Genomic DNA, 14028 nt, shown 5'->3' with positions numbered 1-14028 from the left:
ACATTATGGGCGGTCTCACACCGCCTGCAACCTCTGTAGGACTTGCTTAATGCTCAAGGCGCTGCGTTTTTCCGGCTGGCCGCTGTTGGCCGGCGTGCTTATCGCTCTATTGATTATGCAGCGTTATCCGCAATGGGTCGGGCTACCGAGCCTGGACGTCAATCTGCAGCAAGCCCCGCAAACCCTCGGTCTGCAGCAGGGCCCGGTGTCCTATGCCGACGCGGTGACCACGGCCGCGCCGTCGGTGGTCAATCTGTACACCACCAAAGTGGTCAACAAGCCCAGCCATCCTCTGTTCGAAGATCCGCAGTTCCGCCGCTTTTTCGGCGACAACTCGCCCAAGCAGAAGCGCATGGAGTCGAGCCTCGGCTCGGGCGTGATCATGAGCCCGGAAGGTTATCTGCTGACCAACAATCACGTGACCAGCGGTGCCGACCAGATCGTGGTGGCGCTCAAGGATGGCCGTGAAACCCTGGCCCGGGTCATCGGCAGCGACCCGGAAACCGACCTCGCGGTATTGAAGATTGACCTGAAAAACCTTCCGTCGATCACCGTCGGCCGTTCCGACAATATCCGCATCGGCGACGTGGCCCTGGCCATCGGCAACCCGTTCGGCGTCGGCCAGACCGTGACCATGGGCATCATCAGCGCCACCGGGCGCAATCAGCTGGGGCTGAACAACTACGAAGACTTCATCCAGACCGATGCCGCGATCAACCCCGGCAACTCCGGCGGTGCACTGGTGGACGCCAATGGCAACCTGACCGGCATCAACACGGCGATCTTCTCCAAGTCTGGCGGTTCTCAGGGCATCGGCTTCGCGATCCCGGTCAAACTGGCGATGGAAGTGATGAAGTCGATCATCGAACACGGCCAGGTGATTCGCGGCTGGCTCGGCATCGAAGTGCAACCCTTGAGTCAGGAACTGGCGGAATCGTTTGGTCTGTCGGGACGTCCGGGGATTGTGGTCGCGGGGATTTTCCGTGACGGCCCGGCGCAAAAGGCCGGCCTGCAACTGGGCGACGTGATCCTCAGCATCGACGGTGAACCGGCCGGCGACGGTCGCCGTTCGATGAACCAGGTGGCACGGATCAAGCCAACCGACAAGGTCACCATTCAGGTAATGCGCAACGGTAAAGAGCTCAAGCTCACGGCAGAAATCGGTTTGCGTCCGCCACCCGCGCCGATCAAGGAAAAAGAAGAATAGGAGCTGCCGGAAGGCTGCGATCTTTTCGAGGTCTTTGAAAGTACAGAGACAGCCAGCCTTAAACGAATACATTCTCATTAGGCATGTTATATTGTTTCAATATCACTATTGGAACAACATAACATGTCGTCTCGAACAATGGCTTCCCTCGCAGGCTTGGCCCTCGGCTTGCTGGGGGATCCGGTCTTCGCCGAAGAGTCGCAAACCGTTGAACTGGACGCCATCAGCGTCACCTCCGACTACGAATCCCCCACCGGCCCGGTCAAGGGTTACCGCGCCACGCGCTCTACCAGCGCAACCAAAACCGACACGGCCATTCGCGATATCCCGCAATCGATCAGTGTGGTTCCCGTCAGTGTGCTCAAGGACCTGGGCAGCACCAGCGTCGAACGCGCGCTGGAATTTGCCGGCGGCGTGTCGAAACAGAACAACTTCGGCGGCCTGACGCTATACGAATACAGCGTTCGCGGCTTCACCACGTCGGAGTTCTACAAGGACGGTTTCAGCGCCAACCGCGGCTATCCAAGCACGCCGGACGTGGCCAACATCGAACGCATCGAAGTGCTCAAAGGCCCGGCCGCCAGCCTCTATGGTCGCGGCGATCCGGGCGGTACGGTGAACATCGTCACCAAGAAACCCCAGCCCGAAGCCTTCACCACATTGCAAACCAGCGCCGGCAGTTGGGATCGCTATCGCACCGCCGTGGACGTCAACACACCGCTGGATGATGATGGCAACGTTCTGTCCCGGGTGAACCTGGCCGTCGAGGACAACCACAGCTTCCGCGATCACGTCGACAGTCAGCGTGTGTTCGTTGCGCCTTCGTTCAGCTGGCAACTGAACCCGGACACCAGCCTGTTGGTGGAGAGCGAGTTCGTCCGTCACAGCTCGACCTTCGATCGCGGTGTCGTCGCGCCGAACAATAAATGGAGCGGTGTCTCCCGTTCGACCTTCCTTGGTGAACCCAACGACGGCAACATCGACAACCACAACAATCTGCTGCAAGCAGCCCTTGAACATCAGCTCAACGACCGCTGGAAACTGCGCCTCGCCAGTCATTACAAGGAAGGCAAACTCTGGGGCTTCGCCTCCGAAAACCGTCCCTTGAACGCCGACGGCCACACCATCAACCGTCGCTATCGCGAGCGCGATACCAACTGGCATGACAGCATCACCCAACTCGAACTGCGCGGTTTGTTCGACATCGGCAGCTGGCAACACGAATTACTAATTGGCAGCGAATACGAGAATTTCCGCAAGAACGAACGGATCACGACCATTGCCGGCGGCCCTTACGCTATCGATATCTATCGGCCGATTTACGGCCAGCCGAAACCTGATGGCGCGCGCTCCGGGACTGACTTCTTCGAGCACGTCGAAAGCCAGGCGCTGAACCTTCAGGACCAGATCGTCTTCACCGACAAACTGCGCGGCATGCTCGGTGCGCGCTTCGAGCATTTCGAACAAAGCATCGACGATCATAGCCGCAACGCGACCAGCCGCCAGCGCCACGACGCACTGACCCAGCGAGCCGGCCTGCTCTACCAACTGACGCCCGAAGTGGGGGTATTCGCCAACGTCTCCACCTCGTTCAAACCGAACAATGGCCTGGACGCCACCGGCAAATCCTTCGACCCGGAAGAAGGCGTCGGTTATGAAGTCGGGATCAAGAGCGAGCTGTTCGACGACCGCTTGAGCACCACCCTCGCCGCCTTCCATATCGAAAAGGAAAACGTCCTGGCGCTCGATCCGAGCACCGACTCCAGCCGAGCCATGGGCAAGGCCCGCAGCCAGGGTGTCGACCTGCAAGTCACCGGGCAAGTGACCGATGCCGTGCGAGTGATCGGCGCCTTCGCTTACATCGACGCCGAAGTCACCCAGGGCGACAAGGTCATTCCCACCGGCAGCCGAATTCTCGGCGTGGCCAAACGCAGTGGCAGTCTGTTGGGTGTTTATGAATTTCAGGATGGCCATTTGCGCGGTTCGGATCTTGGTGCAGCGTTCACTTATGTCGGCGATCGCTCGGGTGAAGCCGGCAGCGATTTCGAACTGCCGGCCTACCACACCGTCGACCTGCTGGCCCATTACAAGGCCAGCGAAAACGTCACTGTGGGCCTGAACCTGAACAATCTTTTCGATGAGAAATACTTCGAGCGCTCCTACAGCAACTACTGGGTCAACCCCGGAGAGCCGCGCAATTTCACCGTCAGCCTGACACTCAACCTGTAAAAGGACGTCCACCATGCAACACCTAAAATCCCTGGCGCTACTCAGTCTTTTGTGTGCCGGCCAAGTCTCGGCCCACGGTCTCTGGACCGAAGAACGTCGCGGCAACATCGAAGTCATCTACGGCCACGGTGCCGAAGACAACGCCTTCAAGGCACAGAAAATCAGCGGCGCGTGGGCCTATGACATAGCCGGAAAAATGATCCCGGTGAACGTGCAACGGCTGGCCGACCACGCCCGCCTGCAGCCGTTGAAACCACCAGCAGTGATGGCCGTGGCGCTGAACAATGGCATGTGGTCGCAAACGGCGGATAAGAAATGGATCAACGAAGGACGCAGCAAAGTACCGGGGGCCATTGAGTCGACCCAGACCTTCAAGTACAGCTTGGCGATCTACCAGGTGGGGGCGAAGCTGCCGCAGCTCAATCAGATGAAACTGCTGATTCTGCCGGAGGTCGATCCGCTAACTGTGGGGCCGGGCAAGTCATTGCCGGTTCGAGTGCTGCTGGACGGTAAGCCGGTGGCGGGCGTGAAGCTGGTGGGCGACTATCGCAGCGCGCCGAATACCTTAAGCACCGAGACCGATGCAGAGGGTCGGGCGCAAGTATTGGTGCGTAATGAAGGGTTGAATGTGATTGCGGCGCAGATGGAGATTCCGCTGAAGGACAACCCGGATGTGGCGACACGCGGGCTGTTCACGTCGCTGACCTTCCTGGGCGAACCACATCACGAGTAACCCACAACCCCCTTGTGGGAGCGAGCCCTGCTCGCGATAGCGGTCTTGCATTCAACATCAATGCTGAATGTTATGGCCTCATCGCGAGCAGGCTCGCTCCCACAGGATCGGGGAAGCCTTACAGGTCGCCCAGTCCGTCGATCAGCGCCTGATTCTGCTCCGGCGCGCCGATGGAAATCCGCAGGAACTGGGCAATCCGCTCTTGCTTGAAGTGCCGAACGATCACGCCCTGTTCGCGCAACTTCGCCGCCAGCCCTGCCGCATCGTGCTTCGGGTGACGGGCGAAAATGAAGTTTGCCGCCGAAGGCAACACCTCAAACCCCTTCGCCTCCAGCTGCGCGACCACCTTCTCGCGACTCTCGATGACCAACCGGCAGGTCTTGTCGAAATACTCACGATCCTCGAACGCTGCCGCAGCCCCGACAATTGCCAGACGATCCAGCGGATAGGAGTTGAAGCTGTTCTTGATCCGCTCCAGCGCCTCGATCAGGTCCGGATGCCCCACTGCCAGGCCAACCCGCAGGCCCGCCAGTGAACGGGACTTGGACAGGGTCTGAGTCACCAACAGGTTCGGATAACGGTCCACCAGCGTGATCGCCGTTTCACCACCGAAATCAATGTAAGCCTCATCCACCACGACCACCGAATCCGGGCTGGCCTTGAGGATTTGCTCGACAGCGTCCAGCGCCAGCAGGCAACCGGTCGGCGCGTTCGGGTTGGGGAAAATGATCCCGCCGTTCGGCTTGGCGTAGTCCGCCGGGTTGATCTGGAATTGCTCATCCAGCGGCACCGCGTCGAATGCAATGCCGTACAGCCCGCAGTAAACCGGGTAGAAGCTGTAGCTGATGTCCGGGAACAGCACTGGATTATCGTGTTGCAGCAAGCCGTGAAAAATGTGCGCCAGGACTTCGTCGGAACCGTTGCCGAGGAACACCTGATTGCTTTGTACGCCGTAGTACCTGGCGACAGCCTGCTTGAGCAGGTCGCTGTTCGGGTCCGGGTACAGACGCAGGTTGTCGTTCAGTTCGGTTTGCATCGCGGCCAACGCTTTGGGCGATGGACCGTACGGGTTTTCGTTGGTGTTGAGCTTCACCAGTTTTGCCAGCTTCGGCTGCTCGCCCGGCACGTAAGGCACCAGGCTCTTGACGAAGGGACTCCAGAATTTACTCATGCTTAGCTGCCCTTCTTATCGTCAACGATACGGTATTCGGCGCTGCGGGCGTGGGCGGTCAGCGACTCGCCACGGGCCAGCACGGAAGCGGTTTTGCCCAGTTCGGAGGCTCCCTGCTCGGAGCAGAAGATGATCGACGAACGTTTCTGGAAGTCATAAACACCCAGCGGCGAAGAGAAGCGCGCGGTGCCGGACGTTGGCAGCACGTGGTTCGGGCCAGCGCAGTAGTCGCCCAGCGCTTCTGAGGTGTGACGGCCCATGAAGATCGCGCCGGCGTGACGAATCTGCGGCAACCAGGCCTGCGGATCGGCAACCGACAACTCCAGGTGTTCTGGCGCGATACGGTTGGCGACTTCGATGGCTTGTTCCATATCGCGAACCTTGATCAGCGCACCGCGACCATTGATCGAGGTTTCGATGATCTCGGCGCGTTCCATGGTCGGCAGCAGTTTGGCGATACTCGCTGCGACCTTGTCGAGGAACTCGGCGTCCGGGCTGACCAGAATCGCCTGGGCGTCTTCGTCGTGCTCGGCCTGGGAGAACAGGTCCATGGCAATCCAGTCCGGATCAGTCTGGCCGTCACACACCACTAGAATCTCCGACGGCCCGGCGATCATGTCGATCCCGACCTGACCGAACACGTGGCGCTTGGCGGTGGCGACATAGATGTTGCCAGGGCCAACAACCTTATCGACCTTTGGCACGCTTTCGGTGCCGTAAGCCAGCGCCGCAACTGCCTGGGCGCCGCCGATGGTAAACACTCGGTCAACGCCGGCAATGCAGGCCGCGGCCAGCACCAGCTCGTTGATCTCGCCGCGCGGCGTCGGCACGACCATGACCACTTCGCTCACGCCTGCAACCTTGGCCGGAATCGCGTTCATCAGCACCGAAGACGGGTACGACGCCTTGCCGCCCGGCACATACAGACCGGCGCGATCCAGCGGCGTAACTTTCTGGCCCAGCACCGTGCCATCGGCTTCGGTGTAGCTCCAGGAATCCTGCTTCTGTTTTTCGTGATAGCTGCGCACGCGAGTCGCGGCTTTTTCCAAGGCTTCACGCTGAGGCGCGGTGATGCGGGTCAGGGCCAGCTCCAGGCGTTCGCGCGGCAGAATCAGGTCTGCCATGGAGGCGACTTGCAGGCCGTCGAACTTCTGGGTGAATTCCACCAGCGCCGCGTCGCCGCGTTCGCGCACAGCCTTGATGATGTCCAGCACCCGCTGATTGACCGAGTCGTCAGACACACTTTCCCAGCTCAGCAGATGATCCAGATGATGTGCGAAATCCGGGTCAGCAGCGTTGAGTCGGCGAATTGCAGTCGGTGCGGTCATAGCGAGAGCCTCATAGGATTGGCAAAAACTCAGGCGCCCTAACTTAGCAGTCGTTTCCGCTTGGGCACCTGAGAATTCTGGCTATGAGGCGGATAGACGGGCGCGACTCAAGGTCGCGCGGGTGAATCAGCCGCGGTGTCGAGACTCCACTGCTTTGCGCAGGGTGTCGATCAACGCCTGGATTCGGGCATGCTGCATTTTCATCGAAGCTTTGTTGACGATCAGCCGGGAGCTGATGTCGGCAATGAAATCCTGGGGCTCCAGGCCATTGGCACGCAGGGTGTTACCGGTGTCGACTACGTCGATGATCTTGTCCGCCAGACCGATCAGCGGCGCCAGCTCCATCGAGCCGTAGAGCTTGATGATGTCGACCTGACGGCCTTGCTCGGCATAGTAACGCTTGGCGACGTTGACGAATTTGGTCGCCACCCGCAGACGGCCCTTGGGCTCGACATCGCCGACACGGCCGGCGGTCATCAGCTTGCAGAGGGCAATTCGCAGGTCCAGAGGCTCGTACAGACCCTGGCCGCCGTATTCCATCAGCACATCTTTACCGGCGACGCCGAGGTCCGCGGCACCATGCTCGACATAAGTCGGCACATCGGTGGCGCGCACGATCAGCAAGCGCACATCGGCCTGGGTTGTGGGGATGATCAGCTTGCGGCTCTTGTCCGGATTCTCGGTCGGCACGATACCCGCTTCAGCCAGAAGCGGCAGGGTGTCGTCAAGGATGCGGCCCTTGGACAGTGCGATGGTCAACATGGGAAACGTCAGTCCTTATCAGGCTACTGATGCCCGGTCGCAAACGGCGCCGGACACACATCGAGGCCATTACAGCCCCGACTTGAACGAAATCAACGGACGCGTCCTTGCGCCCATGCAGCAGAAACTAGCCCGGTACGCGGCGGATCTTCGCGCCAAGCATCTGCAGTTTCTCTTCGATGCACTCGTAACCACGGTCGATGTGGTAGATGCGGTCGATCAGGGTATCGCCTTCGGCGATCAGCGCCGAGATCACCAGACTGGCCGAAGCACGCAGGTCGGTGGCCATTACTGGCGCGCCCTTGAGCTTCTCGATGCCGGTGACGATGGCGGTGTTGCCTTCGACCTGGATGTGAGCGCCCATGCGGTGCAGTTCGTAAACGTGCATGAAGCGGTTTTCGAAGATCGTCTCGATCACCGCACCAGTGCCTTCGGCAATGGCGTTGAGGGAGATGAACTGCGCCTGCATGTCGGTCGGGAACGCCGGGTATGGAGCGGTCCGCACGTTAACGGCTTTTGGCCGCTTGCCATGCATGTTCAGCTCGATCCAGTCTTCGCCGCAGGTGATTTCGGCACCCGATTCGCGGAGCTTTTCCAGAACGGCTTCGAGGATGGTCGGATCAGTGTCCTTGACCTTCACACGACCGCCGGTCACCGCCGCCGCCACCAGGTAGGTGCCGGTCTCGATGCGGTCAGGCATCACCTTGTAGGTGGTCGGGTGCAGACGCTCGACGCCATCGATGGTGATGGTGTCGGTGCCGGCGCCAGTGATCTTGGCGCCCATGGCGTTCAGGAAGTTCGCCAGGTCGATGACCTCAGGCTCGCGAGCGGCGTTCGCCAGCACGCTACGTCCCTTGGCCAGAGCGGCCGCCATCATGATGTTCTCGGTACCGGTCACGCTGACGGTGTCGAAGAAGAAGTGCGCACCGCGCAGGCCGCCTTCAGGGGCCTTGGCCTTGATGTAGCCGCCTTCGACGTCGATGACCGCGCCCATCGCTTCGAGGCCACGGATGTGCAGGTCGACCGGACGCGAACCGATGGCGCAACCGCCAGGCAGTGCGACTTCGGCTTCACCGAAACGGGCAACCATCGGGCCCAATACCAGGATCGAGGCACGCATGGTTTTCACCAGTTCGTACGGCGCGATCAGGGTCTTGATGGTGCGCGGGTCGATTTCGACGCTGAGCTTCTCGTCGATCACCGGCTCGATGCCCATGCGACCGAACAGCTCGATCATCGTGGTGATGTCGTGCAGGTGCGGCAGGTTGGCAACGGTCACCGGGCCATCGCACAGCAGGGTTGCAGCCAGGATCGGCAGGGCAGAGTTCTTTGCCCCGGAGATGCGGATTTCGCCGTCAAGACGAGCACCGCCAGTAATAATCAATTTATCCATAAGAATCTCGACGCCCTTGGGCTCAGGTGCGCTCGGCCCAGGCCGCGCTGCTGAAAAATTTCATAGTGACCGCATGGATGCTGCCATCGGTGATCCATGGGTTCAAATGGGCATAGATCTGCTGCTGACGCTTCACCGGGCTCAACGCCGCCAGTTCATCGCTAATCACGTTCAGCTGAAAGTTGCAGCCTTCGCCCTCGACTTCTACTAGGGTTCCTGGCAGCTTTCCTTCAAGGAAGCTCTTCACTTCTACGGCCTGCATGCTCAACCTCAATCGGCGCCCTGTGCGCGCGGGTCGGACATCATACAAAAAAGCCCCGCGCCTGCGAACCCCGCATTCACAGGACTCTGACGGGGGGCTTCTTTATAGATGCGGTTCAGGGGTGCGCCAACAGCTCGGTCAATTCGCTGACCTGAGCGATTTCGCGCATATCGTCGGGCATCGCGCGAATGCTCAGGGCCTTGCCGGCCGCCTGGGCATCGCGCATGAAGCACAGCAACAGCGACAAGCCGACGCTGCTGGACTTCTCCACCGCTGAGCAATCAACCACCAGCGCAGCCGCGTTGCTGGACTTGATCAGCGCCTGCCCCTGTTTGCGCAGGTTCGGGCCTGTGCGGTAATCCAGCACGCCACTGAGCAGTAGCTCGCCGGTTTCGCTCATGCGAATGACCGACTCACTCATTGGGTTTGGTTCTCGGTAGATTTTTCGGTGGCTTCCTTGGCTTTGGCGACTTCCCCGGCCCAACCGTTGATGGTCTTGTCCAGATCGTTGCCATTGCGCTGCATCGCATCAGCGAACTGATCGCGGAACAGCTTGCCAATGTTGATGCCGTTGATGATCACGTTGCGCAGTTTCCACTCGCCATTGATCTTTTCCAGTGTGTAAGACACAGGATAAATCGCGCCACTGCTGCCTTTGACCGTCATGCCAACGCTGGTACGGTCTCCCGACTCATCCTTGGCAGGATCGACGACGATACCCTGGTTGTCATACTCCAGCAGGGCATTGCCATAGAACTGGAACAGACCCTTTTTGAAGTTTTCCTGAAACGTCTTCATCTGCTCAGGCGTGGCTTTGCGCGAGTATTTGACTGTCATGATGCTCTTGGAAATACCCTCGGCATCCACGACAGGCCCGACAATGCTGTTCAGCGCCGCATAGAAGTCCTGCGGATCCTGCTTGTATTTCTCTTTGTTGGCAGAAAGATCCGCCAACAACCGGTTGGTGGTGTCCTGCACCAGTTCGTGCGCCGACGGCGCCGCCACGGCGTTAGCCATCAACGGCAAGGCCGCGAGTATCACCAACAGGCCACGTCGCAAGATAGAGATCATTCAAAAGCTCCTCATTTGGCGTCTTTGCTAACGGTATTGAGCAGGAATTTACCGATCAGGTCCTCGAGCACCAGCGACGACTGCGTGTCGTGGATGGTTCCCCCCTCCTTGAGCAGGGTTTCTTCCCCTCCCACGCTGATACCGATGTATTTCTCACCCAACAGGCCAGCGGTCAGGATAGATGCAGTGGAGTCGGTCGGCAGATTATCTACGCGCTTTTCCAGTTGCATGGTCACCCGACCGGTGAAGCTGTCGCGATCCAGATCGATTGCGGTGACTTTGCCGATGGTGACACCGGCCATGGTCACTTTAGCTCTGACCGTCAAACCGGCGATATTGTCGAAATACGCATAAAGTTTATAAGTATCGGTGCTCGCCGTCGGAGCCAGGCCACTGACCCGCAGCGCAAGCAACAGCAAAGCCAGGATGCCAGCCAGCAAGAAAAGGCCGACACCGATTTCCAGGGTGCGGTTTTGCATCAGAAATCTCCAAACATCAAGGCGGTCAAGATAAAGTCCAGGCCGAGCACAGCCAAAGAGGCATACACCACGGTCTTGGTAGTGGCACGACTGATCCCCTCGGAAGTGGGCTCGCAGTCATAGCCTTGGAATACGGCGATCCAGGTCACGACGAAGGCAAAAACCATGCTTTTGATAATGCCGTTGAGCACATCGTCGACAAACGTCACGCTGTTTTGCATGTTCGACCAGTAGGAGCCTTCATAGACACCCAGCCAGTCGACGGCCACCCACGAACCACCCCAGATACCCACCACGCTGAAAATCGTCGTCAGCACCGGCAAGGAAATGAAGCCGGCCCACAGGCGCGGAGCAATGATGTACTTGAGCGGGTCGACCCCGATCATTTCCAGGCTGGACAATTGCTCGGTGGACTTCATGTTGCCGATCTCGGCGGTCAGCGCCGACCCTGCGCGCCCGGCGAACAGTAAGGCCGTGACCACCGGCCCCAGCTCACGCAGCAGCGTCAACGCAACCATCTGCCCGACGGCCTGTTCCGAACCGTAGCTGGACAGAATATTGAACCCCTGCAGGGCCAGCACCATGCCGATGAACACCCCGGAGACCACGATGATCACCAAGGACATCACGCCCACCGAATGCAGTTGCTTGACCAGCAAGCCAAAACCGCCGCCGATGCCGCCACGACCGAGCAAGGCATGGAACAGGAACAACGCCGAACGCCCGAACACCGCCATCACATCGATGCCGGCATGACCGAAACGGCGCACCCTTTCTATTAGTGTGATCTTGCGCATCAACGCTTCCCCAGAAGATCTGCGCGGTAATCCGGCGCTGGAAAGTGGTATGCGACCGGGCCGTCGGGTTCGCCAGTCAAAAATTGACGAATACGTGGCTCATCCGATTTCATCAGATCCTTGGGCGTGCCTTGCCCCAACACTTGCCCATCGCCCACCACGATAAGGTGGTCGGCGATGCTCGCGGTCTCGGCCAGGTCGTGGGAAACCACAATGCTGGTGATGCCCAGCGCATCGTTGAGCAGGCGGATCAGGCGCACCAGCACGCCCATGGCGATCGGGTCCTGGCCGACGAAAGGCTCGTCGTACATCAGGATTCGCGGATCGAGAGCAATTGCCCGGGCCAGCGCGACGCGACGTTTCATGCCCCCGGACAATTCGTCAGGCATCAGGTCGATGGCGCCACGCAAGCCAACAGCCTGCAATTTGAGCAGGACAATGTCGCGGATCATTTCTTCCGGCAGCGCTGTATGAACACGCAGCGGAAAGGCGACGTTCTCGAACACATCAAGGTCGGTAAACAATGCACCGCTCTGAAACAGCACACCCATGTGCTTGCGCGCATCGAACAGATCGTTGCGCGACAGTGTTGGCAGGTTCTGGCCATTGACCCAGACTTCGCCGCTGGTGGGACGCAATTGTGCGCCGATCAGCCGCAACAGCGTGGTCTTGCCACACCCGGAAGGTCCCATGATGCCGGTAACCTTGCCGCGCGGGATGCGGATATCGATGTTATTGAAAATGCTGCGCGTACCGCGCTTGAAGGTCAGTCCCTTCAGCTCGACCGCGTAGGCGTTATCGGCACTCATCTAAACTCCTTGCGATGCAGCCTCTCACTCGGACGCCTGGCTTTCTGGCGAAAGCACATACCTCCCCGGGCAGGCCGAACTGGCGGCGAACTATATCACTGCAAAGCTCAAGCGCCCAAGGCCCAAGGCCCAAGCCGGGCATGTTCAGCAACATGACCGCCCGAAATCATCTATTTAGAGAGGATTCGGTAACAAGGAATGACAAACCGCGACGAACTAGCGTGAGGGTTTTGATCATTACCGCTATAATCGCCGCCTTTTCATCAGGCTATTCGATTTCAGACATGAACCAATCCAGCGACCTGATTCAATCCGCACAACGCACCATCCGTTTGGAACTGGAAGCCGTACAAGGCTTGCTACCCCATATCAATGCGGATTTCATACGTGCGTGCGAGATGATTCTGGCCAGCAAAGGCCGCGTGGTCGTGGTCGGCATGGGCAAATCGGGGCACATCGGCAACAAGATTGCCGCCACCCTGGCCAGCACCGGCACCACAGCCTTCTTCGTCCATCCGGCCGAAGCCAGCCATGGCGACATGGGCATGATCACCCGCGACGACATCATTCTGGCGCTGTCGAACTCCGGCTCCACCAACGAGATCGTCACCTTGCTGCCGCTGATCAAACGCCAGGGCATTCAAATGATCAGCCTGACCGGTAACCCCGAGTCACCGCTGGCCAAGGCAGCGGAAGTCAACCTCAATGTAAGCGTCGAACACGAAGCCTGCCCGCTGAATCTGGCACCTACCTCGTCGACCACCGCGGCACTGGTCATGGGTGATGCTCTCGCCGTTGCCTTGCTTGAAGCTCGCGGCTTTACCGCCGAAGATTTCGCCTTTTCCCACCCGGGCGGCGCCCTTGGCCGCCGCTTGTTGCTGAAAGTGGAAAACGTCATGCATGCCGGCACCGAATTGCCGCAAGTGATGTGCGGTACGCTGCTCAAGGATGCCTTGATGGAAATGACCCGTAAGGGATTGGGCATGACCGTTGTACTGAGCACGGATGGAAAACTCGCCGGGATCTTCACCGACGGCGACCTGCGTCGCACGCTGGACCGCACCATCGATATCCACAGCACGACCATTGATGAAGTGATGACCGCCCACGGCAAGACCGCCCGCGCCGAGATGCTTGCCGCCGAGGCCCTGAAAATCATGGAAGACCACAAGATCAACGCACTGGTAGTGGTCGACAGCGAAGACCGTCCGGTCGGCGCCTTGAACATGCACGATTTGCTGCGTGCGGGAGTAATGTAATGAGCACGGACCTGCTGCAACGCGGCAAACAGATCAAACTGGCGGTGTTCGACGTCGATGGCGTGCTGACCGACGGGCGCCTGTACTTCCTCGAAGACGGTAGCGAATTCAAGACGTTCAACACCCTCGACGGCCAGGGCATCAAGATGTTGATGGCCGCGGGCGTGCAGACCGCTATCATCAGTGGCCGCAAGACCCCGGTGGTTGAACGGCGCGCGAAGAACCTCGGGATTCCGCACCTTTATCAGGGTCGCGAAGACAAACTGGTGGTGCTCGACGAACTTCTTGGCCAGCTCAACCTGAGCTATGAACAAGTGGCCTACCTGGGCGACGACCTGCCGGACCTGCCGGTGATTCGCCGCGTAGGCCTTGGCATGGCGGTGGCCAGCGCTGCCAGTTTCGTGCGCGAACACGCCCACGGCATCACCCAGGCCCGCGGTGGCGAGGGGGCCGCTCGCGAATTCTGCGAATTGATCCTGCGCGCCCAGGGCCGCCTCGATGCGGCCAACGCCGCGTACCTGTGAGCCC

The 14028-nt window shown here is 59.6% G+C and carries 15 protein-coding genes; 5 read left to right on the top strand and 10 right to left on the bottom strand.

Annotation, left to right across the window (positions count from 1 at the left end; translation table 11 throughout):
* The first annotated feature begins 49 nt into the window (after nt 1-49).
* From algW to ACZ89R_RS22755, 3 genes are all read left to right on the top strand, one after another.
* A complete protein-coding gene (gene algW, locus ACZ89R_RS22765) occupies nt 50-1207 on the top strand; it encodes a Do family serine endopeptidase AlgW (protein ID WP_429424196.1) in 1158 nt (385 codons plus the stop codon).
* A gap of 123 nt (nt 1208-1330) precedes the next feature.
* Nucleotides 1331-3436, top strand: coding sequence for a TonB-dependent siderophore receptor (locus ACZ89R_RS22760; protein WP_429544516.1), 2106 nt, complete (start codon nt 1331-1333; stop codon nt 3434-3436).
* Nucleotides 3437-3449: 13 nt separating this feature from the next.
* Nucleotides 3450-4169 carry a DUF4198 domain-containing protein gene (locus ACZ89R_RS22755; protein ID WP_429544517.1) on the top strand — a complete coding sequence of 240 codons (720 nt, stop codon included), beginning with the start codon at nt 3450-3452 and terminating at the stop codon, nt 4167-4169.
* A 118-nt stretch (nt 4170-4287) separates the two neighbouring features.
* Here the strand turns inward: ACZ89R_RS22755 and hisC are convergent, their stop codons facing one another.
* From hisC to ACZ89R_RS22705, 10 genes are all read right to left on the bottom strand, one after another.
* Entirely contained in the window at nt 4288-5340 is a 1053-nt protein-coding gene (gene hisC, locus ACZ89R_RS22750; protein ID WP_429544518.1) for a histidinol-phosphate transaminase, read from the bottom strand.
* 2 nt (nt 5341-5342) lie between these two features.
* Nucleotides 5343-6668: a histidinol dehydrogenase gene (gene hisD, locus ACZ89R_RS22745; RefSeq protein WP_123499007.1), complete on the bottom strand. Its 1326-nt coding sequence runs from the start codon at nt 6666-6668 to the stop codon at nt 5343-5345.
* A 126-nt stretch (nt 6669-6794) separates the two neighbouring features.
* The gene (gene hisG / locus ACZ89R_RS22740; protein ID WP_007901570.1) at nt 6795-7430 is read right to left on the bottom strand and encodes an ATP phosphoribosyltransferase; all 636 of its coding nucleotides are present in this window, start codon (nt 7428-7430) and stop codon (nt 6795-6797) included.
* Nucleotides 7431-7557: 127 nt separating this feature from the next.
* Entirely contained in the window at nt 7558-8823 is a 1266-nt protein-coding gene (murA, locus tag ACZ89R_RS22735; protein WP_123499005.1) for a UDP-N-acetylglucosamine 1-carboxyvinyltransferase, read from the bottom strand.
* A 22-nt stretch (nt 8824-8845) separates the two neighbouring features.
* Entirely contained in the window at nt 8846-9085 is a 240-nt protein-coding gene (locus ACZ89R_RS22730) for a BolA family protein (RefSeq protein WP_007912386.1), read from the bottom strand.
* A 115-nt stretch (nt 9086-9200) separates the two neighbouring features.
* The gene (locus ACZ89R_RS22725; RefSeq protein WP_253553224.1) at nt 9201-9506 is read right to left on the bottom strand and encodes an STAS domain-containing protein; all 306 of its coding nucleotides are present in this window, start codon (nt 9504-9506) and stop codon (nt 9201-9203) included.
* Nucleotides 9503-10156: an MlaC/ttg2D family ABC transporter substrate-binding protein gene (locus ACZ89R_RS22720; RefSeq protein WP_218398690.1), complete on the bottom strand. Its 654-nt coding sequence runs from the start codon at nt 10154-10156 to the stop codon at nt 9503-9505. The genes ACZ89R_RS22725 and ACZ89R_RS22720 overlap by 4 nt, the downstream gene beginning before the upstream one ends.
* Nucleotides 10157-10167: 11 nt before the next feature.
* Nucleotides 10168-10635 (bottom strand): outer membrane lipid asymmetry maintenance protein MlaD, encoded by a 468-nt coding sequence (gene mlaD / locus ACZ89R_RS22715; RefSeq protein ID WP_008070583.1) that lies wholly within the window; start codon nt 10633-10635, stop codon nt 10168-10170.
* Nucleotides 10635-11432, bottom strand: a complete 798-nt coding sequence (mlaE, locus tag ACZ89R_RS22710; protein ID WP_123499001.1) for a lipid asymmetry maintenance ABC transporter permease subunit MlaE — start codon at nt 11430-11432, stop codon at nt 10635-10637. The genes mlaD and mlaE overlap by 1 nt, the downstream gene beginning before the upstream one ends.
* Entirely contained in the window at nt 11432-12241 is an 810-nt protein-coding gene (locus ACZ89R_RS22705; RefSeq protein ID WP_218398689.1) for an ATP-binding cassette domain-containing protein, read from the bottom strand. The genes mlaE and ACZ89R_RS22705 overlap by 1 nt, the downstream gene beginning before the upstream one ends.
* 284 nt (nt 12242-12525) lie before the next feature.
* On the opposite strand from ACZ89R_RS22705, the gene ACZ89R_RS22700 reads away from it, so the two are divergent.
* Together ACZ89R_RS22700 and ACZ89R_RS22695 are read left to right on the top strand one after the other, a co-directional pair.
* Entirely contained in the window at nt 12526-13500 is a 975-nt protein-coding gene (locus tag ACZ89R_RS22700) for a KpsF/GutQ family sugar-phosphate isomerase (RefSeq protein ID WP_429544519.1), read from the top strand.
* Nucleotides 13500-14024, top strand: coding sequence for a KdsC family phosphatase (locus tag ACZ89R_RS22695; RefSeq protein WP_192346224.1), 525 nt, complete (start codon nt 13500-13502; stop codon nt 14022-14024). Before ACZ89R_RS22700 ends, ACZ89R_RS22695 begins: the two co-directional genes overlap by 1 nt.
* Nucleotides 14025-14028 lie beyond the last annotated feature (4 nt).

It is taken from the genome of Pseudomonas sp. TE3728, from assembly GCF_056279145.1.
The sequence above is the reverse complement of the archived record's forward strand: the minus strand, read 5'-3'. Positions and strand labels throughout refer to the sequence as shown.

What these genes read in the sequence shown, in the direction of transcription:
- algW (WP_429424196.1), top strand. Translation starts at nt 50, where the DNA reads ATGCTCAAGGCGCTGCGTTTTTCCGGCTGGCCGCTGTTGGCCGGCGTG.
- ACZ89R_RS22760 (WP_429544516.1), top strand. Translation starts at nt 1,331, where the DNA reads ATGTCGTCTCGAACAATGGCTTCCCTCGCAGGCTTGGCCCTCGGCTTG.
- ACZ89R_RS22755 (WP_429544517.1), top strand. Translation starts at nt 3,450, where the DNA reads ATGCAACACCTAAAATCCCTGGCGCTACTCAGTCTTTTGTGTGCCGGC.
- hisC (WP_429544518.1), bottom strand. Translation starts at nt 5,340, where the DNA reads ATGAGTAAATTCTGGAGTCCCTTCGTCAAGAGCCTGGTGCCTTACGTG.
- hisD (WP_123499007.1), bottom strand. Translation starts at nt 6,668, where the DNA reads ATGACCGCACCGACTGCAATTCGCCGACTCAACGCTGCTGACCCGGAT.
- hisG (WP_007901570.1), bottom strand. Translation starts at nt 7,430, where the DNA reads ATGTTGACCATCGCACTGTCCAAGGGCCGCATCCTTGACGACACCCTG.
- murA (WP_123499005.1), bottom strand. Translation starts at nt 8,823, where the DNA reads ATGGATAAATTGATTATTACTGGCGGTGCTCGTCTTGACGGCGAAATC.
- ACZ89R_RS22730 (WP_007912386.1), bottom strand. Translation starts at nt 9,085, where the DNA reads ATGCAGGCCGTAGAAGTGAAGAGCTTCCTTGAAGGAAAGCTGCCAGGA.
- ACZ89R_RS22725 (WP_253553224.1), bottom strand. Translation starts at nt 9,506, where the DNA reads ATGAGTGAGTCGGTCATTCGCATGAGCGAAACCGGCGAGCTACTGCTC.
- ACZ89R_RS22720 (WP_218398690.1), bottom strand. Translation starts at nt 10,156, where the DNA reads ATGATCTCTATCTTGCGACGTGGCCTGTTGGTGATACTCGCGGCCTTG.
- mlaD (WP_008070583.1), bottom strand. Translation starts at nt 10,635, where the DNA reads ATGCAAAACCGCACCCTGGAAATCGGTGTCGGCCTTTTCTTGCTGGCT.
- mlaE (WP_123499001.1), bottom strand. Translation starts at nt 11,432, where the DNA reads ATGCGCAAGATCACACTAATAGAAAGGGTGCGCCGTTTCGGTCATGCC.
- ACZ89R_RS22705 (WP_218398689.1), bottom strand. Translation starts at nt 12,241, where the DNA reads ATGAGTGCCGATAACGCCTACGCGGTCGAGCTGAAGGGACTGACCTTC.
- ACZ89R_RS22700 (WP_429544519.1), top strand. Translation starts at nt 12,526, where the DNA reads ATGAACCAATCCAGCGACCTGATTCAATCCGCACAACGCACCATCCGT.
- ACZ89R_RS22695 (WP_192346224.1), top strand. Translation starts at nt 13,500, where the DNA reads ATGAGCACGGACCTGCTGCAACGCGGCAAACAGATCAAACTGGCGGTG.